The organism is Mesorhizobium sp. B2-4-19 (assembly GCF_006441315.1).
GTDB lineage: Bacteria > Pseudomonadota > Alphaproteobacteria > Rhizobiales > Rhizobiaceae > Mesorhizobium.
Map to the genome: position 1 here is coordinate 100,342 of NZ_VFUV01000016.1, position 23,028 is coordinate 123,369.

Here is a 23,028-nt window from a genome sequence, read left to right on the forward strand (position 1 = left end):
ATGATCCGTACTACGAGCCATATCGTCCATACTACCGATACCACAGGTACTACCACCGCTACTACTACCCGCAACGGTACTACTACCACCATAGACACTACTACCACCATGGGCACTATTACCACCATAGGCACTATTACCACCACCATCACAGGCACTATTAGAGGTAGTCCATTGGGCATCTGTCCGCTTCACCGTCGGCCGGCTTAAGCGCCAGGTTCGGCGCGTGGCCGGCTTGTGTTTCCGGTATCAGCCGGCCATGATCTCGTTCATGAAAAAGCCAATCGTGAATGTCGAACACATTCCCAATCCGCGCATTAAGGAACGCGAGAAGATCGGACCTCACCTCACCCGGCATGAGCAACTGGGCCTAAACGGGACAATCGCTCTCGTTATCACGAACTCTGTTGGCACGATGTGGTGCGCCTATGTCTTTGCGGGGATCGCCCTCATCAGCTTGCCGGCTGCCATACAGGGCGGAGTAGCGACGCTGATCGCCTGGATCGCACAGACATTCTTGCAGCTGGTGCTGCTGTCGGTAATCATGGTTGGCCAAAAGGTTTCGGCCGCCGCCTCAGACAAGCAAGCGCTGCAGACCTACAAGGATGCCGAAGCGCTCTTGAAAATCCAGGATGAGGTGCACCGGCTCATCGAGGTCAACAATAGCCTGACCGAGGAAATCCATCGCGCCGTTACGGCGAAGGGGACGCCGGCTGCCTAGCCGCCACCCGCATTTCCCACCTGGGCAACCCCCTGAGCGGTATCCACCAGACAGCATATTTGACCGTTACTTGACGGTCTTGATCCACATTCAGCTAAATCATTGAGTCTCTTGGTACGCCCAAGGGGAATCGAACCCCTGTTCCCGCCGTGAGAGGGCGGTGTCCTGACCGCTAGACGATGGGCGCGCTCAAGAACCGGCGATATAGGCTGACGGCTGGGAAAAAGCAACTGGGTTTGGCCCGCTTTACCACATCGAAGAAAAGCTGGCCGCAAGCCTAGCGTTTCGGCTCGATCAGATCCCAGAGATTGCCATGCAGATCGGCGAAAACCGCGACCGTGCCATAGGGTTCGAAACGCGGCGCCTCGCGGAATTCGACATCCTTTTCCAGCATCGCCGCATGGTCGCGCGCAAAGTCGTCGGTTTCGAGGAACAGGAAGACCCGGCCGCCCGTCTGGTTGCCGATACTGTTCCTTTGTGCCTCGTCGGACGCCTCGGCCAGCAGCAGCCTGGCGCCCTGCCCATTGGACGGCGCGACCGTGACCCAGCGCTTGCCGCCGCCGAGATCGACATCCTCGAGGAGCAGGAAACCCAGCCGCCCGACATACCAGGCGATCGCCTCGTCATAATTGGCGACGACCAGCGCCACGGTCGCGACACGACGATGTCCGGCGGAGCCTGTCATGCCAGAGGTCCATTCATTGGTTGCTGCCGGTCATTTGTTGCGAATTGCGAACTGCCCGATCAGGCGGCGCTCGGTCATATCATAGACGAAGATCGCACGGCCGCCGTCGGCAAGCTCGGCGTCGATCGAGACGCGATTGCCCGACAGCGACTGGCTGATCACTTTCGCGCCGACCGGCAGCACGATATCGCCGCTGAGCGGCTCGCCGGCCGGCATCTGGATGTCACCGGCCAGTGGCGGGCTTGCCGGCGGGGCGTTGCGGGCTTTGTAGACAAGGGCCCCGATCACCACCATAAGGGCGACAAACAGCAGGCCGAGATTGATACCCATGAAGCGGACGAGCTTCTTGCGCACCTTTTCAGCTTCGGCGTCGAGTGGCTTCTCCTGATCTTCGTCGACAATTGGGCTGGCCATGGCAAAACATTCCGGAATTTTTCAATGAGCGCTCATAACGAAGAGGCCCCTGAATTGATAGAGGAGCAATTCATCGAGGCAGTGCCCACTGTCTTGGTGGTGGGCGCGGATGCGGCCGGCCAGCGCCTCGACCAATGGCTCGCGGCCAGCCTCGGCCCTGACATGTCGCGCAGCCGCGTGCAGATGCTGATCAGGCAAGGCGCCGTCAGCGTCGACGGCAAGCCGGCCGACGAGACCAAGCGCAGGATGATCGCGGGCGAACGCGTGTCGGTCGCCATGCCGGAACCGGAGCCGGCCGCGCCGCAGGGCGAAGCCATCGCGCTCGACGTCCTCTACGAGGACGACGCGCTGATCGTCATCAACAAGCCGGCGGGACTGGTCGTGCATCCCGGCGCCGGCAACTGGACCGGCACGCTGGTCAACGCGTTGATCCATCATTGCGGCGACAGCCTGTCGGGCATCGGCGGAGTGCGCCGGCCGGGCATCGTCCACCGCCTCGACAAGGAGACCAGCGGCGTCATGGTGGTGGCCAAGACCGACCGCGCCCATAAGGCGCTGTCGGAAGCCTTCGCCGATCACGGCCGGACCGGCGATCTCGAACGCGCCTATCTGGCGTTGGTCTGGGGCATACCGCAGAGGCCGACCGGAACGGTCGATGCACCACTTGGCCGCGCCGCCGACCGGGTGCGCCGCGCCGTGGTGCCGGAAGGCCGCGACGATGCCCGCCATGCCGTCACCCACTTTGCCGTTCAGGAGCGTTTTGGCGAAGAACAGCAGGAATTCGCCACCGCCAGCCTGGTCGAATGCCGGCTGGAAACCGGCCGCACCCACCAGATCCGTGTCCATATGGCCCATATCGGCCATCCGGTCATCGGCGACCCCGACTACGGCCAGGCCTTCCGCACCAAGGCCAACCGGCTGCCGGAACCCCTGAAAAGTCAGGTCAAGGCATTTTCCCGGCAGGCTTTGCATGCCTGGCTCCTTGCATTTCGCCATCCCGATACCCATCTGTCGATGAGGTTCGAGGCGCCGATACCGAGGGACATGGAGGAACTCGTCGGCGGCTTTCGCAATCTTTGACCCGCCATCAACAAGCTCGAAATCGACCATCAAAAAACCTGACTGGCATTGTTCACTTCAGCGTGACACACTGTTTCGTGTTGAACAAATGCTGTCTTTTCTGGTTTTGTTCCTGTATAAGACCTTATGTCGCGAGCGAGCCTTTTGGTGTTCGCGTCACATGCCCGCCGCGTTTCGGGGGCATCACTCCAATAGAGAGGGGGCGCTATCATGGCCCAGTCACTACCCAGTATTGTTTCCGGCGAAGGCGGCCTCAGCCGCTACCTGGAAGAAATCCGCCGCTTTCCCATGCTTCAGCCGCAGGAAGAGTACATGCTCGCCAAGCGTTATGCCGAGCATGAAGACACGTCCGCCGCGCACAAGCTCGTCACCAGCCATTTGCGGCTCGTCGCCAAGATCGCCATGGGCTATCGCGGTTACGGCCTGCCGATCGGCGAGGTGATCTCGGAAGGCAATGTCGGCCTGATGCAGGCCGTCAAGAAATTCGAACCCGAGCGCGGTTTCCGCCTCGCCACCTACGCCATGTGGTGGATCAAGGCCTCGATCCAGGAGTACATCCTGCGCTCGTGGAGCCTGGTCAAGATGGGCACGACCGCCAACCAGAAGCGTCTGTTCTTCAACCTGCGTAAGGTGAAGGGCAAGATCCAGGCGCTGGATGACGGCGACCTCAAGCCCGACCAGATCACCGAGATCGCGACGCGGCTGAACGTTACCGAGGCAGAGGTGGTGTCGATGAACCGCCGCCTGTCGGGCGACGCTTCGCTCAACGCGCCGATCCGGGCGACGGAAGGCGAATCCGGCGAATGGCAGGACTGGCTGGTCGATGACCACGAAAGCCAGGAAGAGATGCTGATCGAGCAGGACGAGCTGGAAAACCGGCGCGGCATGCTGTCAGGCGCGCTTGCCGTGCTCAACGAGCGCGAGCGGCGCATCTTCGAGGCCCGTCGCCTCGCCGAGGAGCCACTGACGCTGGAAGAGCTGTCGGCCGAGTTCGACATCAGCCGCGAGCGCGTGCGTCAGATCGAGGTGCGCGCCTTCGAGAAGGTGCAGGATGCGGTCAAGGCCGCCGCCAAGCGCCAGACCCAGGCGCTGCGCACCATCGAGGCACAGCCGGCGGCTTAAGCCAGCTTCCGCGACAAAACATCAAGGCGGCGTCAGGAAACTGACGCCGCCTTTTTCGTGAACCTCGGCCGGGTGTCGCGATCGCCTCAAAGCGCATCCAGCGGAAACTTCAGATACCGCCGGCCATTGGCTTCCGGTTCCGGCAGCCGGCCGCCATTCATGTTGACCTGCAGAGCGTGCAGGATCAGCCGCGGCATCGGCAATGTCTTGTCGCGAGCCTCGCGCAGCGCCACGAATTCGGCTTCGCTGTGCGCGGCAACGAGATGGATATTGCTGGCCCTCTGCTGGCCAACCGTGCTTTCCCACATGGGCTTGCGGCCACCGGCCTGATAGTCATGGCCGACGAAGACGCGCGTCTCATCGGGCAGCGCCAGTATGTCCTGGATCGAGCGCCACAGCCGCGCGGCACTGCCGCCGGGGAAATCCGCTCGCGCCGTGCCGCTGTCGGGCATGAACAGCGTGTCGTGCACGAAGGCGGCGTCGCCGATCACATAGGTGATCGAGGCCAGCGTATGTCCGGGTGAGAACAGCACCTTGACCGGGACGGTCCCAACCAGGAAGGTCTCGCCTTCCCTGAACAGCCTGTCCCACTGCGAACCGTCAACGGGAAAATCCGGCCAGTTGTAGATCGCCTTCCACAGGTCCTGGACGTCGACGATCCTGTTACCGATCGCCGTCGGCGCCCCGGTCTTCCGTTTCAGATAGTGCGCTGCCGAGAAATGATCGGCATGCGGGTGGGTATCGAGGATCCACTCGATCTCCAGCCCGTTCTCCCCGACGAAATCGAGCAGGGCATCTGCGCTCTTCGTTGCCGTAGCGCCGGATTTCTCATCGAAGTCGAGGATCGGATCGATGATGGCGCATCGCCTTGTCGCCGGATCGGTGACGACATACTGAATGGCCCCGGTCGGCTTGTCGTAAAAGCCCCTGACCTCAGGTTTTGCCAAAGCCAAGTCCAACCCGAACTCCCCAACCCAGCCAGCAGGAACGATTTTCTCCGCCCAGCTCCAGCAGGAGCATGGTTGTCCACCCAGGTGGGTCAGTCAAGCATGACTTGGCCCGCCTGGGTGGAAAAGGCAAAAACCGTTCCGGCGCCTGTTTCAGGCGGACGGCTGTTTGGTTTTCCTGAGATAAGGCAGGATGGTGTCAAAGGCGCCAAAGCGCTTGATCGCATCCTCGTTGGAAACGGCGGCGGTGATGATGACGTCCTCGCCCTGCTTCCAGTTTGCCGGCGTCGCCACTTGATGCTTGGCGGTGAGCTGCATGGAATCGACCGCGCGCAGGATCTCGTCGAAGTTGCGGCCCGTGGTCATCGGATAGGTCAGCACCAGCTTGATCTTCTTGTCCGGCCCGATGACATAGACCGAGCGCACGGTGGCGTTGTCGGCGGGCGTGCGGCCTTCCGAGGTCTCGCCGGCGCCGGCGGGCAGCATGTCGTAGAGCTTGGCGACCTTGAGGTCCTTGTCGCCGATCAGCGGATAGTGCACCGTTTGGCCGGTCGCCGTCTTGATGTCGGCCTGCCATTTGTCGTGGCTGGCAACCGGATCGACGGAGATGCCGATGATCTTGACGTTGCGTTTCTTGAACTCGCCTTCCAGCCCGGCCATCGTGCCGAGTTCGGTGGTGCAGACCGGTGTGAAATTCTTCGGGTGGCTGAAGAGGATCGCCCAGCCGTCACCGATCCAGTCGTGAAAGCTGATCGTCCCTTGCGTGGTCTCGGCCGTGAAATCCGGCGCGATGTCGTTGATACGAAGGCTCATGGTTCCTACCCCTGTGAATGCCGCGTGAATGCCGCTCGTTGGCGGGCTGCCACTCCTTTTATCACTCCATTGGCGACGTTCAAAACGGTGAGGTCGCCGCGAGTGATGCAGGCCGCGAAAAATTTTCGTCTTTATCCCGGGGAATGTAGACATTTCGCTGTCGGCGTGGCTAAAATCTAGGATTTCACGGCCAGCGACGTGGCGAGATCTTCCATCCGCTGCGCCAACGCGCCAAGGGCGTTGGTCAGCACGCTGTCGCTCTTGTCGGCCTTGGTCAGCGCCTCGTCGCGCGTCTTGCGCAAGGTCAGCACTTCGCTTTCCATGCCCTTGACGCGCTTCTGCAGTTCCGAGAGTTCGTCCATCACCATGATGCCGGCCATGACGGTCAGCCGCTGGTCGCCGATCTCGCCGAAAGAATCCTTCAGATGCGAGACATAACGGTCGAAGCGTTCGGCGAGGTCGATCAGATGCTCTTCCTGGCCTTCGTCGCAGGCCATCCGATACTGTTTGCCGTCGATTGAAACCGTGACCTGTGCCATGGGCCAGCTCCTATCTGTCCAACACGGCGCGGATGGTTTCCATGGCGGTCACCAGCCGTCGCGATACTTCCTTGTTGGCGTCCTCCAGCCGTTCGGCGCGCGCTTCGGAATTGTCGAGTTCCTGCGCCAGCCGCGAGCGGTCGGCATTCATCCGCTGCACCTCGGCCTCGGCTTCCGAGTAATCGCGTTCATGCTCCAGCTTGGCCGCGACGGCGTTTTCCAGCCCCTCGATGGCCTTGCCCAGCCTGGCGATGACTTCCTTGAGTGTGGTTTCCCCGGTCATGGCCTTCGTCCTGTGCCCTGCCCATCACCGAATCGTTCGCGTTCAGAACGCGTTATCCCTGAAACATTAGGCACCGGGTGAAGGCAACGTCAACAAAGCTCTCGCGACTGTCCCCCGCTAACGCTAATGTAGGGCCCCCGCCAGCATCACAAGACCGGCAAATCTGCGCCCGATTTGTTGACTAAAAGCCCGCGCCTGCTATGTGTCGCGCACCTTTTCAAGGGCGCTCCCAAGCCCCCAACCCCCCACCTTTGGAGGAACCATGACGTCGCGTGAACAACATGACCGGATGGCCAATGCGATCCGCTTTCTCTCCATGGATGCCGTCGAGAAGGCCAACTCCGGCCATCCCGGCCTGCCCATGGGCTGCGCCGACATTGCCACGGTGCTGTTCACCCGCTTCCTGAAATTTGACGCCAAGGCGCCGCACTGGGCCGACCGCGACCGCTTCATCCTGTCGGCCGGCCATGGTTCGATGCTGCTCTACTCGCTGCTTTATCTGACCGGCTACGAGGACATGACCCTCGACCAGATCAAGAATTTCCGCCAGCTCGGCTCCAAGACCGCCGGCCATCCCGAATACGGCCACGCTGCCGGCATCGAGACGACGACCGGCCCGCTCGGCCAGGGCCTCGCCAATTCGGTCGGCTTCGCGCTCGGCGAGCGCATCATGAACGCCGCCTTCGGCAACGACCTCGTCAGCCACTACACCTATGTGCTGGCCGGCGACGGCTGCCTGATGGAAGGCGTTTCCCAGGAAGCCATCGCGCTGGCCGGGCATCTCAAGCTCAACAAGCTGATCGTCTTCTGGGACAACAACAACATCTCGATCGACGGCCCGGTTTCGCTCGCCGACAACACCGACCAGGTCGCCCGCTTCCAGGCCTCCGGCTGGAACGCCAGCCACATCGACGGCACCGATCCGGAAGCCATCGCCTATGCCATCGAGGCCGCCCGCCATTCCGACAAGCCGACGATGATCGCCTGCAAGACGACCATCGGCTTCGGCGCCCCGACCAAGGCCGGTACCAACAAGGCGCACGGTTCGCCGCTCGGCGCCGACGAGATCGCCGGTGCGCGCAAATTCTTCAACTGGGGCTCGCCGCCCTTCGAGATTCCGGCCGACATCCTCGATGCGTGGCGCGCCGCCGGCAAGGCCGGCGCCAAGCCGCGGGCTGACTGGGAAGGCCGTCTCGCCAAGGCAGAGCCGAAGCTGAAGGCCGAGTTCGAGCGCCGCATCGACGGCAAGCTGCCGTCCAATTTCGATGCCGTCATCGCCGACTACAAGAAGAAGCTCTCGGTCGACAAGCCGAAGGTCGCCACCCGCAAATCGTCGGAAATGGCGCTTGAGGTCATCAACGGCGCCGTGCCGGAGACCATCGGCGGCTCCGCCGACCTGACCGGCTCCAACAACACCAAGACCAGCCAGACCAAGAACATCACGCCGGACGATTATGGCCAGCGCTATGTCCACTACGGCATCCGCGAGCATGGCATGGCGGCGGCCATCAACGGCCTGACGCTGCATGGCGGCCTCATCGCCTATGGCGGCACTTTCCTGTGCTTCTCCGACTATGCCCGCCCGTCGATGCGGCTTTCCTCGCTGATGGGCATCCGCTCGATCTTCGTCATGACCCATGATTCCATAGGTCTGGGCGAAGACGGCCCGACCCACCAGCCGGTCGAGCATCTGGCGGCCCTGCGCGCCATTCCCAACCACAATGTCTTCCGTCCGGCCGACGCGGTGGAAACCGCGGAATGCTGGCAGATCGCGCTCGAATCCGAAAAGACTCCGTCGACGCTGGCGCTGACCCGCCAGAACCTGCCGACCGTGCGCACCGAGCATTCGGCCAAGAACCTGAGCAGCCAGGGCGCTTACGAACTGGCCGCGGCCAGCGGCGAGGCGGCGGTGACGATCTTCGCCACCGGCTCCGAGGTCGAGATCGCGCTCGGCGCCCGCGACCTGCTCGAGAAGCACGGCCACCCGACCCGCGTCGTGTCGGTGCCTTGCTTCGAGCTGTTCGACAAGCAGAGCGACGACTACCGCAAGAAGACGATCGGCAACGCGCCGATCAAGATGGCGATCGAGGCCGGCATCCGCCAGGGCTGGGATCATCTCATCGGCTCGGACGGCATCTTCGTCGGCATGACCGGCTTCGGCGCCTCGGGCACGATCGAGCAGCTCTACCCGCATTTCGGCATCACCGCCGAGGCAGCGGCCAAGGTGGCGGAAGCCCGCCTGCACGCCAAGTAAGGCTGTGCATGCCGCCCAAAACTGTGTCGCGGTTTGGGATGACGGCAGGCACCAAACAAAATGCCCCGGCGAAACCGCGCAAAGCGATTTCGCCGGACTGGCCCAACCTAATCGATTTAAATCCGCGTCGCTTTGGCTGGATTCTTTGCCCGTCCGCCGCTATGAAGCTGCGGACCCATCGTCAGCCTTCCAGCTCCCAGGGAGAGAAAAATGACCGTCAGAGTTGCCATCAACGGATTCGGCCGCATCGGCCGCAACATCCTGCGCGCCATCCATGAATCCGGCCGCAAGGACATCGACGTCGTCGCCGTCAACGATCTCGGCCCGGTCGAGACCAATGCGCACCTGTTGCGCTACGACAGCGTGCATGGCCGCTTCCCGCATGAAGTGTCGGTGTCCGGCGACCAGATCACCGTCGGCAAGGAAAAGTTCAAGGTCACCGCCATCAAGGACCCGACGCAGCTGCCATGGAAGGAGCTCGGCGTCGACATCGCGCTCGAATGCACCGGCATCTTCACCGCCCGCGACAAGGCCGCCGCGCACCTGACCGCCGGCGCCAAGCGCGTGCTGGTCTCCGCACCTGCCGATGGCGCTGACCTGACCGTGGTCTACGGCATCAACCACGACAAGCTGACCAAGGACCATATCGTCATCTCGAACGCGTCGTGCACCACCAACTGCCTGGCGCCGCTGGCCGCCGTGCTGCATGAGACGGTCGGCATCGAAAAAGGCATGATGACGACCATCCATTCCTACACCGGCGACCAGCCGACGCTGGACACCATGCACAAGGATCTCTACCGCGCCCGCGCAGCGGCCCTGTCGCAGATCCCGACCTCGACCGGTGCGGCCAAGGCGATCGGCCTCGTGCTCCCCGACCTCAAGGGCAAGCTCGACGGCATCTCGATCCGCGTGCCGACCCCGAACGTCTCGGTCGTCGACTTCAAGTTCATCGCCAAGCGCGCCACCACGGTGCAGGAAATCAACGAAGCGGTCATCGCCGCCTCCAACGGCAAGCTGAAGGGCATTCTCGGCGTCACCCATCACCCGAATGTCTCGATCGACTTCAACCATGATCCGCACTCCTCGATCATGGCGCTCGACCAGACCAAGGTGATGGACGGCAACTTCGTTTCGGTGCTGTCCTGGTACGACAATGAGTGGGGCTTCTCCAACCGCATGGGCGACACCGCCGTCGCCTTCGGCAAGACCATCGCCTGATCGCGGCTCCGTCTCGCGACATCGAAACGCCCGGCTTTGGCCGGGCGTTCAGATTGATTACAAACCCCTCGGTTTTTGACAGCAGTCAAAATCGAGGGGTTTTGATTCCGGTTTGTTCGCGATCTGAATCTGAGACGTTCCGTGAATCTTGGGTGATTTCGAGACGTGCGGAGGTTTGTCAGCAGCCTGAACGCCCGGCTTTGGCCGGGCGTTTTTCGTTTGCCGAAGCAGCAATCGCAAAACCATCGAAAATCAGCGGCATAGGGTAAAAAACCACCCCCACGCCTTGCACTGGTCATGCCTTCGCCCCACTCTCGCGTAATCGGGAAGACAGAGGAATTCGAGGGGCAAGTCACGGATGGAGCATGCGATCTATCTCGTCACGCTGGTCGGCACGGCGCTCGTTGTCGCCGCCGCGTTTTCGAGCCTGATCGCCTTCCGCTTCGGCGCCCCCCTCCTGCTGCTCTTTCTCTGCATCGGGCTCGCCACCGGAACCGACGGCCTCGGCATCGAATTCGACAATGCCCGCATCGCTTATTTTGCCGGCTCACTGGCGCTGGCGGTCATCCTGTTCGATTCCGGCTTCGGCACACCGCTCAACGCCTTGCGGCAGGCGGCAGGCCCGGCGCTCTCGCTGGCGACATTCGGCGTGCTTCTCACCACCGGCCTGTTCGGCGCGGCGGCCTACTATCTGCTTGACCTCAGCTGGCTGGAATCCTTCCTGCTCGGCGCCGCCGTCGCTTCGACCGACGCCGCGGCGGTGTTTTTCCTGCTGCGCGCCGGCGAGATCAATCTGCGTGAGCGCGTCCGCTCGACGCTCGAAGTGGAATCCGGCACCAACGACCCGATCGCCATCTTCCTGACCATCACCCTGGTCGAGGTCATCGCCGCCCATGCCAACCCCGAAGCCAATGTCCTGGTCACCAGCCTGATCCTCGGCTTCCTCGTCAATATGGGCCTTGGCGCCATCATCGGCGCACTCGGCGGCCTTGCCATCGTGCGTCTCGTCGACCGGCTCAATCTCGACCACGGCCTGCTGCCGATCTTCGTGCTGACGCTGTCGCTGATGGTCTTCGCCGCCGCCGGCGCCGTCGGCGGCTCCGGTTTCTTGGCGGTCTATATCGCCGGCCTCATTGCCGGCAATTCCGACATTCGCGCCGTCACCATCCTCAAGCGTTTCCAGGACGGCATGTCATGGCTGGCGCAGATCATCATGTTCCTGATCCTTGGCCTGTTCGCCACCCCTTCGCAATTTCCGGCGATCATGGTGCCGGCGGTAGCGCTTGGCCTTTTCCTGATGTTCGTCGCCCGCCCGATCGCTGTCTGGCTCTGCCTGATCCCGTTTCGCCTGCCGCGCCCCGAAGTCGCCTTCGTCTCTTGGGTCGGCCTGCGCGGCGCCGTCTCGATCCTGCTCGCCATCACCCCATTGCTTGGCGAGCTGGAGAACGGCCGCACCATCTTCAACGCCGCCTTCATCATCGTGCTGGTGTCGCTTGTCATCCAGGGCTGGACGGTCGGCCCGCTGGCGCGGCGCCTCGGCCTCATCGTGCCGGCCCGCCTTGGCCCACTCGACAAGGTCGAACTCGAACTCCCCGGCTCCGCCCACCACGAGCTCCTCGCCTATCGCGTGGCGCATGGCAGCCCGGTGGCGCGCGGCGAGCGCATTCCGCGCTGGGCGCGTCCCTCGCTGGTGCTGCGCGACGGCCGCTCGATGCGTTTCCAGGACATGGGCCGGCTCGCCGCCGGCGACCAGGTCTACATCTTCGTGCCGGACCGCTATCCGCGCCTGCTCGACAAGCTGTTCGCGAGCCGCGCGGTGGTCGACCCGGAAGACGCCGATTTCTTCGGCGCCTTCGCCGTCGACCCCGCGCGCTCCGCCGCCGAGCTGGAGGCAGCCTACGCTCCGGGCCTGACCGAGGCGGAGCAGAAGCTCACTGTCGGCGCGCTGGTCACGGCGCGCCTTGGCGGCCATGCCGAGTATGCCGATCGGGTGCTGATCGGCTCGATCGAGCTGATCGTCAGGGATGTCGACGACAAGGGTAGGATCACGGGTCTCGGTCTTTCCTTCGAGCCGACCGCGCCGGTGGCAAGGGTGCCGGTCTTCCTCAGCGCCGGCGAGATGGGCGACCGTCTCAGCGCCTTCATCCGCAACTGGCGCAAGCCTCCCGAGACGCAGGAGGCGGCAGCACAAAAAGATGAGCCGCCCGAGCCGCCGGTCGAAAAGGCCACGACAGGGAGCTGAAAAGAGCGATCGTTTGCCTTGCCCCGTCATCATGGGCGATCTTCACGGACTATGTTCTCACCCGCCTCAAAATTTCGCACCGCGCCGTGGCCAAAGCCTTGCATCGTCACCGATGCGGGGTATGGTCCCGGCGATTTTTCCGAGGAAAGGAACCCGCATGGCCGCCTTCAAGACACTGGACGATATCGGCAACATCAGCGGTAAGCGCGTGCTGGTGCGCGTCGACCTCAACGTTCCCGTCGCCGACGGCAAGGTCACCGACGCCACCCGCATCGAACGCATCGCGCCGACCATCGCCGAACTGTCGGGCAAGGGCGCCAAGGTCATCCTGCTCGCCCATTTCGGCCGGCCCAAGGATGGGCCATCGCCGGAATTCTCGCTGGAGCCGATCGCCAGGGCGACGGCCGAGGTGCTCGGCCGCCCCGTCGGCTTTGCCTCGGATTGCGTCGGCGACATAGCGGGAAGTGCCGTCGCGGCCATGAACAAGGGTGACGTTCTGCTCTTCGAAAACACCCGTTTCTACAAGGCCGAGGAGAAGAACGACCCGGCCTTCAGCGAGCGGCTCGCCGCCAATGGCGACATTTTCGTCAACGACGCCTTTTCCGCCGCGCACCGCGCCCACTCTTCCACAGAAGGGCTGGCGCATCTGCTGCCTTCCTTTGCCGGCCGCACCATGCAGGCCGAGCTCGAAGCGCTGGAGAGGGGGCTGGGCAATCCGGTCCGCCCGGTCGTCGCCATCGTCGGCGGCGCCAAGGTCTCGACCAAGATCGACCTGTTGATGAACCTGGTGAAGAAGGTCGACGCGCTGGTGATCGGCGGCGGCATGGCCAACACCTTCCTTGCCGCGCGCGGCACCGATGTCGGCAAGTCGCTGTGCGAGCATGACCTTGCCACCACCGCCAAGCAGATCATGATCGAGGCGGCCGAGGCCGGCTGCGCCATCATCCTGCCGGTCGACGGCGTCGTCGCCAAGGAATTCAAGGCGGGCGGCGCCTGCGAGACCGTTGCCATCGCCGATGTGCCGGCCGACGGCATGATTCTGGATGTCGGCGAAAAGACCGTGAAGACGATCGGCGAATGGATCGACCGCGCCGCGACGCTAGTCTGGAACGGCCCGCTCGGCGCTTTCGAGATCGCGCCGTTCGATCACGCCACGGTGGCGGCGGCAAAACACGCCGCCGTGCGCACCAAGGCCGGCAAGCTGGTATCGGTCGCCGGTGGCGGCGATACGGTGGCGGCCCTCAACCACGCCGGCGTCGCCGACGACTTCACCTATGTCTCGACCGCCGGCGGCGCCTTCCTGGAGTGGATGGAAGGCAAGCCGCTGCCAGGCGTCGACGTGCTGAAGCGGTAAGCAATTCCAGGAAAAGTCTGAAACGGTTTTCAAGGGAAAAGCGCGTGGCGCTTCCCTTGGGAATTGCGTCGAGACCCAAGCGCATTTGCAGCCAGGCGCAAACGCCCGGCTGCACAGGAATGCGGCTGGAACAAGCAAGGCGATCGACACAAAGAGGCGCCCGGGACTTTCAATCGATTCGAGCTTTCCGATGCCATTCCTTTGGCGGTAGACTTCCGTTAAGCGCGGAACGAACCCCTTTCAGGAGAAGCATGATGAGCGAACGTCTCGAAGACATAGCCGCCGCGATCGTGGCCAACGGCAAGGGCCTGCTGGCCGCCGACGAAAGTTCCGGCACCATCAAGAAGCGTTTCGATGTCATCGGCGTCGAATCGACCGCCGACAGCCGCCGCGACTATCGCGAGATGATGTTTCGCGCCAAGGACGCGATGACCAAATACATCTCCGGCGTCATCCTCTATGACGAGACCATCCGCCAGAAGGCTGCCGATGGCACGCCTCTGGTCGACATCATCAAGGCGTCAGGCGCCATCCCCGGCATCAAGGTCGATGCCGGCGCCAAGCCGCTCGCCGGCTTTCCCGGCGACACCGTTACCGAGGGCCTCGACGGCCTGCGTGAGCGCCTTGCCGACTACTACAAGCTCGGCGCCCGCTTCGCCAAATGGCGCGCGGTGATCGACATCGATACCGGCAAGGGCGTGCCTTCGGCCACTTCGATCAGCGCGAACACCCATGCGCTCGCCCGCTATGCCGCCCTTTGCCAGGAAGCCGGCATCGTGCCGATCGTCGAGCCGGAAGTACTGATGGACGGCGCCCACGACATCGGCACCTGCTACGAAGTCTCGAAGGCGACGCTGATCAAGCTCTATGATGAACTCCATGCGGCGCGCGTCGTACTCGAAGGCACGATCCTCAAGCCCAACATGGTCCTGTCGGGCAAGAAGTCGGGCACGGTGGACAGTCCTGAAAAGGTCGCCGAGATGACCATAAAACTGTTCCGCGAGACGGTGCCGGCGGCGGTCCCGGGCATCGCCTTCCTCTCCGGCGGCCAGGAGGACGAGGAGGCAACCGCCAACCTCAACGCCATCAATGCCATCGGTCCGCATCCGTGGAAGCTGACCTTCTCCTATGGCCGCGCGCTGCAGGCTGCCCCGCAGAAGGCATGGAGCGGCAAGGCGTCGAACGTCGCCGCCGGCCAGGCCGCCTTCACCCATCGCGCCCACATGAACTATCTGGCCGCGCTCGGAAAATGGAAGCCGAGCCTCGAACAGGCCGCCTGAACCCGGCTTTTCCATCTCCGCTCAAACCCGGGCCAACGCGCCCGGGTTTTTGCTATCCGCGATTTGGGGGAAGACCTCCTCATCCCTATTTCCTCTGGGCGTTGCCGGCGGTGTCGGTTTGCGCTCGTCCCGAACGTCCTTGGGATGAGAGACAGGGAGAGGTTCATGCATCGCAACAAGGTCGTTTCGCGCGAAGACTGGTCCCAGGCGCACAAGGCGCATCTGGCGCGTGAGAAGGAACTGACGCGGTTGCGCGAGCGTGTCGCGGCCGAGCGGCGGGAACTGCCCTGGCTGAAAGTAAGGAAGGACTACGTCTTTGAGACGGAGCAAGGGCCGATGAAACTGGCCGATCTCTTCGCCAACCGCAGCCAGTTGATCGTCTATCATTTCGTGTTCGCGCCAGGCTCCACCCATCACTGCGAAAGCTGTGCCTTCGTCGCCGACCATATGGACGGCGCCAACCGGCATCTCAGGCATCATGACGTGTCGCTTGTCTCCATATCGCGGGCGCCGCTGGCCGAGCTGCTGCCCTACAAGCAGCGCATGGGCTGGACGTTCGACTGGGTCTCTTCCTATGCGTCGGACTTCAACTTCGATATGCAGGTGTCCTTCACCGACAAGCAGATCGCATCCGGCGAAGCGGTCTACAATTTCGAAACACCGGTGCTGACGTCGAAGGACCTGCCCGGCACCACTGTCTTCTACAAGGGCGAAACCGGTGACATCTTCCTGACCTTCATGTCGCGCGCCCGCGGCAGCGAGCAGTTCATCGGCGCCTATCAGTATCTCGACATTGCACCGAAAGGTCGCGACGAGACCGGTCCTTACGGGACCTTCATGGACTGGGTGCGGCTGCACGATGAATATGGGAACAGGTCGCTACGGGGCGATGAATGCCCTTAGGGTACCGGCCGGCGATGCAAGGATCCGTTCACCTCGGCCCAAACATGCGCTAAGCCTGCCGCAGATCATTCCACGGTTCCGCCATGCGCTTCCCGGCCTCTCTCACCTGGCTCGCCTTCCCCGTCTATGTCTGGCAGGGGCTCGGCGTGCGCCGCCGCACCACGCGCATGCTGCCGGCACAGGGCCCGGTCATGCACGAACTCGCCGGCAAGGCGCCTGATATCTCGCTTCTGGTGCTGGGCGACTCCTCGGCCGCCTCGGTCGGCATCGGCAATTCCGAGGACGGGCTTGCCGCGCAGCTCGCCGTGCTGATCTCGCAGCGCACCGGCCGCGCCGTGCGCTGGCGCGCCGCCGGCTTCAATTCGGCGACATCGGGCCAGATCCGCGACCATGTCCTGCCCAACCTGTCGGCCGACCCATGGACGCATGTCGTGCTTGCCATCGGCACCAACGACACCAAGAATTTTCACTCGGTGCCGCGCTTCAAGAAGGAGTTCGGCGGCTTGCTCTACGGCCTGCGCGCCAAATGGCCGGAGGCGCGCGTGGTGTGGTCGCCGGTGCTGGAGTTCACGCGGGCGCCGGCCATGCCGCCGCTGCTCGGCAAGATCCTCGAGATCCGCGCCACCGCAATGAACCGGATGGGTGAACGGCTCTGCCTGGAGCGCGGCGCGGTGCCGGCCCCGCGCTTGCCGATCACCAATCCCGAACAGGGTTTCGCCTCGGACGGCTTCCACGCATCGGAGGCGGGCTACCGCGCCTGGGCCGAGCATCTCGTCGGTCCGGTGCTCGCCAGCTGAACACCGACGGCCGATGCGGCCTGCAGACCTATGTCAAATGACCGAGCACGGCCGCCAGCGAGATCGCGGCCATGGCCAGCAGCGCCAGCTTCCAGAAATCGCCGCGGCGCTTGAGCCCTGGCCAGCCGATCGGTTTGATCAGCTGGATGACCATGAAGCCGACGATGACAAGGGCGAGGAGTTTCGTCATGCCGCCTTTGACCAGCAACGCGGCCCGCTGTCAAAGCCGAGAAGGAACAGACGTCGCGTTCCCGAACCGGACCGCGGCGCCCGCCGTTTTGGGAGGACGAGCTACTTCAGCGGCTTGAGGCCGGCTTCGATCGAGGCGCGCTTCGGTTCGAGGAACGGCGGCAGGGCCAGGCTTTCGCCCAGCGTCTCCAGCGGCTCGTCGGCGGTGAAGCCCGGCCCGTCCGTGGCGATCTCGAACAGAATGCCGTTGGGCTCACGGAAATAGAGTGAGCGGAAGTAATAGCGCTCGACCTCGCCGCTCGACGGCAGGCGGAATTCGGCCAGGCGGGCGGTCCATTGATGCAGCGTCTCCTGGTCCGGCGCTCTGAAGGCAACATGGTGAACCGCACCGGCGCCTTGCCTTGCGGGAGCCAGCCCGGGCTGCACGGCGACATGAAGCTCCGCCGCAGGCCCGCCGGCGCCCATTTCGAAGACATGGACCTGGCCCTCGCCATCCGGCGAAGCATAGTCGCGGCCCTTGCGCATGTTCATCACCCTGGTCAGCACCGCCTCGGTGTTGGTGATGTCGGGGACGCTGATGACGATCGGCCCGAGCCCGCGGATCTGATGCTCGGCCGGCACCGGGCTTTGCGCCCAGGGATGGCTGCCGCCCTTGCCGCCATCGCTGACGAGCCGCAGACGCTGGCCTTCGGGATCCTCGAAATCGAACGAGGGGTAGCCGCCGATGTCGGCAATCTCTCCTGTCGCGATGTCTTCGCCGGCCAGGTGCTGTTTCCACCAGGCCAGGCTCTCCGGGCTGCCGACCCTCAGGCTGGTCCGCGCGATGCTGCGGGTGCCGCGCCGCTCGCGGCCAACCGGCCAGTCGAAGAAGGTGAGGTCGGTGCCCGGCGTCGCTTCGCCGTCGGCATAGAAAAGGTGATAGGCTGACGTGTCGTCCTGGTTCACCGTCTTCTTGACCAGCCGCAAGCCCAGCATCTTCGTATAGAAATGAAGATTGCCCGGTGCGTCGGCGGTGATGGCCGTCAGATGGTGGATTCCTGTCAGTTGCAGGCTCATGGTCGTCTCCCTGGTTCTGGGGAAGAATTTTCTCCGTTCATATCAGAACTGCGGTCACGTCGCTGAAGGCCGCCTATCCGGACAGTCCGTCGCCGTGAATTGAACAGTGTCGCCTCCACAGGCCGCCCTGCGGTGAACAATCCTTCATCCGCAAAGCTGGGTCGAAGATCACGGCCGAGGACAATTTTCCACCAGCCGAAACGATCGCCGCGCGCCCTGCCATCCTCCTGACAGACTGCTGTCAGGAGGGGTGTGCGATACTGCCTCCAGTTAGAGAGAGGAGAATAGCCATGAACGGTTTCACCATCCTGCGCGGCATGCAGCACTATGTCGGTAAGGTTCGCACCATGCGCAACGAAATTCGCACACAGCGTTTCATGGACGCGCTGCCCGCGGATATCCGCAAGGATATCGGCTGGCCCGATATGTATGCCGAACGTCGCTCTTACGGCAATTGAGGCGAATTTTTCGACATCGATATTGGACATGGGCGCACCAATGCCCAGATATAGCTGCGGCGCGCTGGGGGACGGAGCGACCTTATGCCTGATCAGAAGACAATCGGCTTCGTCTTCATCGAAGGTTTTGCCGACTGGGAATATGGCTTGCTGGCCGCCTCGGCGGTTGAATGGTTCGGTGCTCGTGCCGTGTCATTGACCCCTGGAGGCAAGCCGGTGACCGGGATCAGCGGCTTTCGGCTGACGCCCGACCGTTCGGCCGGCATCGACGAGAATGCCGATCTTGACGCAGTCGCCGTCATCGGTTCCGACCAGTGGGCGGGCAAAACATCTCCGGATGTCGCCCAATTGCTCAATGCCGTTGCAACGCGCGGCGGCGTCGTCGGCGGCATCTGCGCTGGCACGCTGGCGCTGGCCCGCGCCGGCATGTTCGAACAAGCCAAACATACCAGCAATGGCCGCGACTGGATCAACGGACACGAAGCCGGTTATGCCGGTGACAGCAACTATCAGGACGTGCCGCACGCGGTCGCCGATGGCAAAATCGTCTCCGCGCCGGGTTCGGCGCCCGGCACCTTTGCCCTTGCCTTTCTGAAGACGCTCTATCCCGAGCGAGGCGCCGATCTCGCGCGGATGCGGACGCTGTTTGCCAGGGAATATGCTGAAGCTTCCTGACAGTATGCTGTCAGGAGGGATGTGCAATGATGGGATAATGCGCATGGCCGGCCGAGAGAACGACCGATGAAAAGCTGGAACGACAGGCTGAACACGCCTGGCATCAACGGCGTGAAACCAACGCCGCGCACGGTGGGTGATGTGGTCGGGGGCCAGCCGATGCTGGTGCCGACGGCGCGCCAGGTCGACGCTTTCATCCGCTCGATTCCCGAAGGTGTCGAGATGGATGTCCGTGCGCTGCGCACGGCCCTTGCCATCGAATACGGCGCCGAAGTGACATGTCCGGTGACCATCGGCTATCATCTGCGCACAGTTGCCGAAGCCGCCAGGGAAGACCTCGAGCGCGGCATGACTACGAGCGACATCGCGCCCTTCTGGCGCGTGCTCGATGCGAAGACGCCGACAACGAAGAAACTGTCCTTTGGCGCTGAGTTCGTCGCCGCGCAGCGCAAGCGCGAAGGACTGAAACCGTAATGAATGTCGTCAGGAGCGGCTCCGGTCCAGGAGCCGCCCTAGCAACAACACTGGGGAAGCAAACCATGCGCCGCGCCGACAGGCTCTTTCAGATCGTGCAGCATCTGCGGGGTGGCCGTCTGGTCACCGCCCAGAAGCTCGGCACTTGGCTCGAGGTTTCCGAGCGAACGATCTATCGCGACATTGCCGACCTGCAGTCGACCGGGGTGCCGATCGACGGCGAGGCCGGCGTCGGCTACATGATGAGGGAGGGCTTCGACCTTCCGCCGCTGATGTTCACGCGTGACGAGATCGTGGCGCTGGTTGCCGGCGCGCGCATGGTGCGCGCCTTTGGCGGCGCCGCCATGGCACGCGCCGCCGACGAGGCGTTGGTCAAGATCGGCGCGGTGCTTCCCGATGCCGAGAGAGACCGCATCGCCCGCACCGAGATCCACACGCCCATGTGGGTGGTCAGCGACGCCGCCCGCGAGGCGATCGACCTGATCGAGCGTGCGGTCGAAAAGCGCCAGGTGTTGACCATCGACTATTGCGACGAGGCCGGGCGCGGCACCGCGCGCGACATCAGGCCGCTCGGCCTGTGGTTCTGGGGCAAGGTGTGGACGTTGGTCGCCTGGTGCGAGATGCGCGACGACTTCCGCGCCTTCCGCATCGACCGCATCGCCTCGGTGGTGATCGCCGGCCGCATCTTCAAGCCGGAGCGCGGCAAGCAGCTTGCCGACTTCTACCGGGCCGTGGAGCGCAGCGAGGATTACGGCATGGCGCCGGACCGCGTGGCGCGAAGCTGAGATTGCATACGGAATAAAAAAGCCCGCTCGAAGCGGGCTTTTTTCATGAACTGACCTTACTCGTCGTCAGCGTCTTCGTTCTTCGACTTCAGCGCCGAGAGCTTGGCGAACACGGCGTTGGCGTCGAGTTCGGCATCCTCGTCCTTCGGCTTTTCGGGGGCCGGCACCAGCCGCTCGGTCAGGGCCGCCGGCAGCAGCGTGTCGCCGACCGGCTGCGCCTGTTCGCGGCCGCGCGAGGCACGGTTGACTTCCATGTCGAGGTCGATCTGCGAGGCCAGACCCAGCGTCACCGGGTCCATCGGCTGCAGATTGGCCGAATTCCAGTGCTTGCGCTCGCGGATCTGCTCGATCGTCGACTTGGTGGTGCCGACGAGACGCGAAATCTGCGCGTCCTTGAGTTCGGGATGATTGCGCACCAGCCACAGGATGGCATTCGGCCGGTCCTGGCGCTTCGACAGCGGCGTGTAGCGCGGGCCCTTGCGCTTGGATTCCGGCACCCGCACCTTGGGGTCGGAAAGCTTCAGGCGCTGGTTCGGGTCCTTCTCGGCGCGCGCGATCTCGTCGCGGGTCAACTGGCCGGTCATGATCGGGTCCATGCCCTTGATGCCTTGCGCCGATTCGCCGTCGGCGATTGCCTTGACCTCGAGCGGATGCAGCCCGCAGAACTGCGCGATCTGCTCGAAGGAGAGCGCGGTGTTGTCGACCAGCCAGACGGCGGTCGCCTTGGGCATCAGCAGCGTATTGGCCATTAGAAAAATCCTTCTCGTTCGCCCGCGTTCCCGCGCGGGCGGTGGTTTAGAGCCACCAAAATGGGAAATTCGCGGCCTGTATAACCGTTCCCTTGCCGTTTCGCAATGTTTTTGGAAGCGCGGCCGCCCCGATGGGTTCGGGAGCCGGCAAGCGCGTAGGGGACAGGTACTTAAGCAGGCCGCACAAGTGCCACGCGCGCTCCTGGAATTGCCAGGGCAATTGCACTGGCCCTAAAAAGACAAAACCCGCTGGACAAGGTCCAGCGGGTTCGGAACCGGAAACGGGGAACGTCTGCGACGGCTCTACTTCTCAACATGAGCCTGGCCCTGCGGCCGGATCATGCTTGCAATCAGATCGCCTGGCGGGCGATCCGCTCGATGTCGGCGCGGTTGATGCCGAGATCGCTGAGCTGACGTGCGTTGAGACGGTTCAGTTCGCGCACGGTCTCGTTGTACATGCGCCAGTTACGGAAAGCGCGGATCGGGTTCATGGTAGTCCTCCTGAATGGGGTGTTCGTTTCGATGCTGCACAGATAGTGATCATCGATGAGGACTTGAACGGCCGATTTTGCATAGCAATGATGCAAATGCTGCATTGCACCATTAAGCCTCTGTTCATCTTGTAGGCAGGGACGAAAGGGGCCGTCCCAGGACGTGTCGAGATTCCGGTCAGGCCGGGTCGGAGTCGAAGACGGGCGCGAAGCGACCAAACTGGGTTGATACCGAGAACCGGAGCGGCGCGTACTTTTCGTATGCGAGCACCGGCCTACGCCGGCCATAGCCTTGGCTGCCACGACCGCTCACATGAGTGCTTCGGCCGGCGAAGGCCGGAAGCGCAGGTATCAGCCGTTTGCAGGCCGGCATCACCGGAATATCGATGCGTCCTAGCCGACGTCGAGCACGATCTTGCCGATATGCTCGCCCTCTTCCATCCGCTCATGCGCGCGCCAGGCATCGGTCAGCGGGTAGATCATGTCCATGACGGGTGCGACCTTGCGCGTGCCGAGCAGTGGCCACACCTGTGCCTCCAGAGCCGCAGCGATCGCCGCCTTGAACTCGACGGTGCGCGGCCTGAGCGTCGACCCCGTATGGGTCAGCCGCTTGACCATGATCTTGGAAAAATCGGCGGTGGCGACGGCACCAGCCTGCACGGCGATCTGGACGATGCGGCCCTCGACGGCCGCCGCTTCGTAGTTTCGCTGGACATAGTCGCCGCCTACCATGTCGAGGATGACATTGGCCCCCTTGCCATCCGTCGCCTCCTTGACCGCCGTGACGAAATCCTCCTCGCGGTAATTGATCGCCCGGTCGGCGCCGAGCTTCAGGCAGGCGTCGCATTTCCCCCTGGATCCGGCGGTGGCGATGACATAGGCGCCGAAGGCCGAAGCCAGCTGGATCGCCGTCGTGCCGATGCCGGACGAGCCACCATGCACCAGCAGCGTCTCGCCTTTCTTCAGGCCGCCGCGTTCGAACACATTGTGCCAGACGGTGAAATAGTTTTCCGGCACGGCCGCTGCTTCCGTGTGGGTGAAGCCGGCGGGCAGCGGCAGCACGCTGCCGGCATGAACCTTGACATATTCGGCATAGCCGCCGCCGGGGGTCAGCGCGCACACCCGGTCGCCGATGCGCCAGCGCGATATCTCGTCGCCAAGGGCAGCCACTTCGCCCGACGCCTCGAGGCCCGGCAGGTCCGACGCTCCCGGCGGCGGCGGATAAGCACCCTTGCGCTGCTGCACGTCGGGCCGGTTGACGCCGGCGGCATGCACCTTGATCAGGATCTCGCCTGGGCCAGGCAAGGGAACATCGCGCGTTTCCGGTTTCAGCACCCGTGGGCCACCCGGTTCCGAGATCGCGATTGCCGTCATCCTCGCTGGAATTTTCTGTCCGCTCGCCATGGAGTTTCCCGTCTTTCCTCGCCGCATTCTTACCGGCTGTTTGCATCGACGCCCTTGCCCTATGTATGCTGATTGCCAAATCAGGCAAATGG

At 63.4% G+C, this 23,028-nt stretch carries 25 protein-coding genes and 1 tRNA gene; 14 read left to right on the top strand and 12 right to left on the bottom strand.

Annotation, left to right across the window (positions count from 1 at the left end; translation table 11 throughout):
* The first annotated feature begins 271 nt into the window (after nt 1–271).
* Entirely contained in the window at nt 272–721 is a 450-nt protein-coding gene (locus tag FJ546_RS23705; RefSeq protein WP_140891544.1) for a hypothetical protein, read from the top strand.
* A gap of 112 nt (nt 722–833) precedes the next feature.
* Here the strand turns inward: FJ546_RS23705 and FJ546_RS23710 are convergent.
* From FJ546_RS23710 to FJ546_RS23720, 3 genes are all read right to left on the bottom strand, one after another.
* Nucleotides 834–908 (bottom strand) — tRNA-Glu (locus FJ546_RS23710).
* A 90-nt stretch (nt 909–998) separates the two neighbouring features.
* The gene (locus tag FJ546_RS23715) at nt 999–1,406 is read right to left on the bottom strand and encodes a VOC family protein (RefSeq protein WP_140891545.1); all 408 of its coding nucleotides are present in this window, start codon (nt 1,404–1,406) and stop codon (nt 999–1,001) included.
* Between the two features lie 30 nt (nt 1,407–1,436).
* Entirely contained in the window at nt 1,437–1,820 is a 384-nt protein-coding gene (locus tag FJ546_RS23720; RefSeq protein ID WP_140891546.1) for a fimbrial protein, read from the bottom strand.
* Between the two features lie 24 nt (nt 1,821–1,844).
* Here FJ546_RS23720 and FJ546_RS23725 point away from each other — a divergent pair, with 24 nt between their 5' ends.
* Nucleotides 1,845–2,900, top strand: a complete 1,056-nt coding sequence (locus tag FJ546_RS23725; RefSeq protein ID WP_140891547.1) for an RluA family pseudouridine synthase — start codon at nt 1,845–1,847, stop codon at nt 2,898–2,900.
* Between the two features lie 210 nt (nt 2,901–3,110).
* A complete protein-coding gene (rpoH, locus tag FJ546_RS23730) occupies nt 3,111–4,022 on the top strand; it encodes an RNA polymerase sigma factor RpoH (RefSeq protein ID WP_095772137.1) in 912 nt (303 codons plus the stop codon).
* An 86-nt stretch (nt 4,023–4,108) separates the two neighbouring features.
* Here rpoH and FJ546_RS23735 read toward each other — a convergent pair whose 3' ends face one another.
* The 4 genes from FJ546_RS23735 to FJ546_RS23750 all read right to left on the bottom strand — a co-directional run bounded on the left by FJ546_RS23735 (nt 4,109) and on the right by FJ546_RS23750 (nt 6,604).
* Nucleotides 4,109–4,969, bottom strand: a complete 861-nt coding sequence (locus FJ546_RS23735; RefSeq protein WP_246686936.1) for an MBL fold metallo-hydrolase — start codon at nt 4,967–4,969, stop codon at nt 4,109–4,111.
* Between the two features lie 153 nt (nt 4,970–5,122).
* Nucleotides 5,123–5,782: a peroxiredoxin gene (locus FJ546_RS23740; protein WP_010911916.1), complete on the bottom strand. Its 660-nt coding sequence runs from the start codon at nt 5,780–5,782 to the stop codon at nt 5,123–5,125.
* 176 nt (nt 5,783–5,958) lie between these two features.
* Nucleotides 5,959–6,321 carry a cell division protein ZapA gene (locus FJ546_RS23745; RefSeq protein WP_010911917.1) on the bottom strand — a complete coding sequence of 121 codons (363 nt, stop codon included), beginning with the start codon at nt 6,319–6,321 and terminating at the stop codon, nt 5,959–5,961.
* A 10-nt stretch (nt 6,322–6,331) separates the two neighbouring features.
* The gene (locus tag FJ546_RS23750; protein ID WP_006200774.1) at nt 6,332–6,604 is read right to left on the bottom strand and encodes a DUF4164 domain-containing protein; all 273 of its coding nucleotides are present in this window, start codon (nt 6,602–6,604) and stop codon (nt 6,332–6,334) included.
* A gap of 262 nt (nt 6,605–6,866) precedes the next feature.
* Between FJ546_RS23750 and tkt the strand changes: the two genes are divergently transcribed.
* From tkt to FJ546_RS23790, 7 genes are all read left to right on the top strand, one after another.
* Entirely contained in the window at nt 6,867–8,858 is a 1,992-nt protein-coding gene (gene tkt / locus FJ546_RS23755; protein WP_140891549.1) for a transketolase, read from the top strand.
* A gap of 210 nt (nt 8,859–9,068) precedes the next feature.
* A complete protein-coding gene (gap, locus tag FJ546_RS23760; RefSeq protein WP_140891550.1) occupies nt 9,069–10,079 on the top strand; it encodes a type I glyceraldehyde-3-phosphate dehydrogenase in 1,011 nt (336 codons plus the stop codon).
* Nucleotides 10,080–10,437: 358 nt separating this feature from the next.
* Nucleotides 10,438–12,321: a potassium/proton antiporter gene (locus tag FJ546_RS23770; protein ID WP_140891552.1), complete on the top strand. Its 1,884-nt coding sequence runs from the start codon at nt 10,438–10,440 to the stop codon at nt 12,319–12,321.
* 157 nt (nt 12,322–12,478) lie between these two features.
* A complete protein-coding gene (locus FJ546_RS23775) occupies nt 12,479–13,675 on the top strand; it encodes a phosphoglycerate kinase (RefSeq protein WP_140891553.1) in 1,197 nt (398 codons plus the stop codon).
* A gap of 254 nt (nt 13,676–13,929) precedes the next feature.
* A complete protein-coding gene (locus tag FJ546_RS23780; protein ID WP_140891554.1) occupies nt 13,930–14,955 on the top strand; it encodes a class I fructose-bisphosphate aldolase in 1,026 nt (341 codons plus the stop codon).
* Between the two features lie 165 nt (nt 14,956–15,120).
* A complete protein-coding gene (locus FJ546_RS23785; RefSeq protein ID WP_140891555.1) occupies nt 15,121–15,858 on the top strand; it encodes a thioredoxin family protein in 738 nt (245 codons plus the stop codon).
* Between the two features lie 83 nt (nt 15,859–15,941).
* Nucleotides 15,942–16,655 carry an SGNH/GDSL hydrolase family protein gene (locus tag FJ546_RS23790; RefSeq protein WP_140891556.1) on the top strand — a complete coding sequence of 238 codons (714 nt, stop codon included), beginning with the start codon at nt 15,942–15,944 and terminating at the stop codon, nt 16,653–16,655.
* A gap of 28 nt (nt 16,656–16,683) precedes the next feature.
* Here the strand turns inward: FJ546_RS23790 and FJ546_RS23795 are convergent, their stop codons facing one another.
* A complete protein-coding gene (locus FJ546_RS23795) occupies nt 16,684–16,845 on the bottom strand; it encodes a hypothetical protein (RefSeq protein ID WP_080512074.1) in 162 nt (53 codons plus the stop codon).
* Between the two features lie 101 nt (nt 16,846–16,946).
* Nucleotides 16,947–17,900: a ring-cleaving dioxygenase gene (locus FJ546_RS23800; RefSeq protein WP_140891557.1), complete on the bottom strand. Its 954-nt coding sequence runs from the start codon at nt 17,898–17,900 to the stop codon at nt 16,947–16,949.
* A 290-nt stretch (nt 17,901–18,190) separates the two neighbouring features.
* Here FJ546_RS23800 and FJ546_RS23805 point away from each other — a divergent pair, with 290 nt between their 5' ends.
* The 4 genes from FJ546_RS23805 to FJ546_RS23820 all read left to right on the top strand — a co-directional run bounded on the left by FJ546_RS23805 (nt 18,191) and on the right by FJ546_RS23820 (nt 20,292).
* Entirely contained in the window at nt 18,191–18,358 is a 168-nt protein-coding gene (locus FJ546_RS23805) for a hypothetical protein (RefSeq protein WP_140891558.1), read from the top strand.
* A gap of 84 nt (nt 18,359–18,442) precedes the next feature.
* Nucleotides 18,443–19,033: a type 1 glutamine amidotransferase family protein gene (locus tag FJ546_RS23810; protein WP_140891559.1), complete on the top strand. Its 591-nt coding sequence runs from the start codon at nt 18,443–18,445 to the stop codon at nt 19,031–19,033.
* A 66-nt stretch (nt 19,034–19,099) separates the two neighbouring features.
* Nucleotides 19,100–19,507, top strand: a complete 408-nt coding sequence (locus tag FJ546_RS23815; protein WP_140891560.1) for a hypothetical protein — start codon at nt 19,100–19,102, stop codon at nt 19,505–19,507.
* Nucleotides 19,508–19,572: 65 nt separating this feature from the next.
* Nucleotides 19,573–20,292 (top strand): YafY family protein, encoded by a 720-nt coding sequence (locus FJ546_RS23820; RefSeq protein WP_140891561.1) that lies wholly within the window; start codon nt 19,573–19,575, stop codon nt 20,290–20,292.
* A 56-nt stretch (nt 20,293–20,348) separates the two neighbouring features.
* Here FJ546_RS23820 and FJ546_RS23825 read toward each other — a convergent pair whose 3' ends face one another.
* The 3 genes from FJ546_RS23825 to FJ546_RS23835 all read right to left on the bottom strand — a co-directional run bounded on the left by FJ546_RS23825 (nt 20,349) and on the right by FJ546_RS23835 (nt 22,936).
* Nucleotides 20,349–21,041: a DUF1013 domain-containing protein gene (locus tag FJ546_RS23825; RefSeq protein ID WP_044548374.1), complete on the bottom strand. Its 693-nt coding sequence runs from the start codon at nt 21,039–21,041 to the stop codon at nt 20,349–20,351.
* A gap of 350 nt (nt 21,042–21,391) precedes the next feature.
* The gene (locus tag FJ546_RS23830) at nt 21,392–21,532 is read right to left on the bottom strand and encodes a DUF1127 domain-containing protein (RefSeq protein WP_064987068.1); all 141 of its coding nucleotides are present in this window, start codon (nt 21,530–21,532) and stop codon (nt 21,392–21,394) included.
* A 393-nt stretch (nt 21,533–21,925) separates the two neighbouring features.
* Nucleotides 21,926–22,936 (bottom strand): NAD(P)H-quinone oxidoreductase, encoded by a 1,011-nt coding sequence (locus FJ546_RS23835; RefSeq protein WP_140891562.1) that lies wholly within the window; start codon nt 22,934–22,936, stop codon nt 21,926–21,928.
* Nucleotides 22,937–23,028: the final 92 nt, after the last annotated feature.

Coding starts and splice junctions, on each gene's coding strand:
- gap (WP_140891550.1), top strand. CDS start 9,069: ATGACCGTCAGAGTTGCCATCAACGGATTCGGCCGCATCGGCCGCAAC.
- FJ546_RS23720 (WP_140891546.1), bottom strand. CDS start 1,820: ATGGCCAGCCCAATTGTCGACGAAGATCAGGAGAAGCCACTCGACGCC.
- FJ546_RS23820 (WP_140891561.1), top strand. CDS start 19,573: ATGCGCCGCGCCGACAGGCTCTTTCAGATCGTGCAGCATCTGCGGGGT.
- FJ546_RS23715 (WP_140891545.1), bottom strand. CDS start 1,406: ATGACAGGCTCCGCCGGACATCGTCGTGTCGCGACCGTGGCGCTGGTC.
- FJ546_RS23775 (WP_140891553.1), top strand. CDS start 12,479: ATGGCCGCCTTCAAGACACTGGACGATATCGGCAACATCAGCGGTAAG.
- FJ546_RS23770 (WP_140891552.1), top strand. CDS start 10,438: ATGGAGCATGCGATCTATCTCGTCACGCTGGTCGGCACGGCGCTCGTT.
- FJ546_RS23835 (WP_140891562.1), bottom strand. CDS start 22,936: ATGGCGAGCGGACAGAAAATTCCAGCGAGGATGACGGCAATCGCGATC.
- FJ546_RS23740 (WP_010911916.1), bottom strand. CDS start 5,782: ATGAGCCTTCGTATCAACGACATCGCGCCGGATTTCACGGCCGAGACC.
- FJ546_RS23725 (WP_140891547.1), top strand. CDS start 1,845: ATGAGCGCTCATAACGAAGAGGCCCCTGAATTGATAGAGGAGCAATTC.
- FJ546_RS23785 (WP_140891555.1), top strand. CDS start 15,121: ATGCATCGCAACAAGGTCGTTTCGCGCGAAGACTGGTCCCAGGCGCAC.
- FJ546_RS23825 (WP_044548374.1), bottom strand. CDS start 21,041: ATGGCCAATACGCTGCTGATGCCCAAGGCGACCGCCGTCTGGCTGGTC.
- FJ546_RS23745 (WP_010911917.1), bottom strand. CDS start 6,321: ATGGCACAGGTCACGGTTTCAATCGACGGCAAACAGTATCGGATGGCC.
- tkt (WP_140891549.1), top strand. CDS start 6,867: ATGACGTCGCGTGAACAACATGACCGGATGGCCAATGCGATCCGCTTT.
- FJ546_RS23780 (WP_140891554.1), top strand. CDS start 13,930: ATGAGCGAACGTCTCGAAGACATAGCCGCCGCGATCGTGGCCAACGGC.
- FJ546_RS23830 (WP_064987068.1), bottom strand. CDS start 21,532: ATGAACCCGATCCGCGCTTTCCGTAACTGGCGCATGTACAACGAGACC.
- rpoH (WP_095772137.1), top strand. CDS start 3,111: ATGGCCCAGTCACTACCCAGTATTGTTTCCGGCGAAGGCGGCCTCAGC.
- FJ546_RS23815 (WP_140891560.1), top strand. CDS start 19,100: ATGAAAAGCTGGAACGACAGGCTGAACACGCCTGGCATCAACGGCGTG.
- FJ546_RS23750 (WP_006200774.1), bottom strand. CDS start 6,604: ATGACCGGGGAAACCACACTCAAGGAAGTCATCGCCAGGCTGGGCAAG.
- FJ546_RS23805 (WP_140891558.1), top strand. CDS start 18,191: ATGAACGGTTTCACCATCCTGCGCGGCATGCAGCACTATGTCGGTAAG.
- FJ546_RS23800 (WP_140891557.1), bottom strand. CDS start 17,900: ATGAGCCTGCAACTGACAGGAATCCACCATCTGACGGCCATCACCGCC.
- FJ546_RS23810 (WP_140891559.1), top strand. CDS start 18,443: ATGCCTGATCAGAAGACAATCGGCTTCGTCTTCATCGAAGGTTTTGCC.
- FJ546_RS23790 (WP_140891556.1), top strand. CDS start 15,942: ATGCGCTTCCCGGCCTCTCTCACCTGGCTCGCCTTCCCCGTCTATGTC.
- FJ546_RS23795 (WP_080512074.1), bottom strand. CDS start 16,845: ATGACGAAACTCCTCGCCCTTGTCATCGTCGGCTTCATGGTCATCCAG.
- FJ546_RS23705 (WP_140891544.1), top strand. CDS start 272: ATGAAAAAGCCAATCGTGAATGTCGAACACATTCCCAATCCGCGCATT.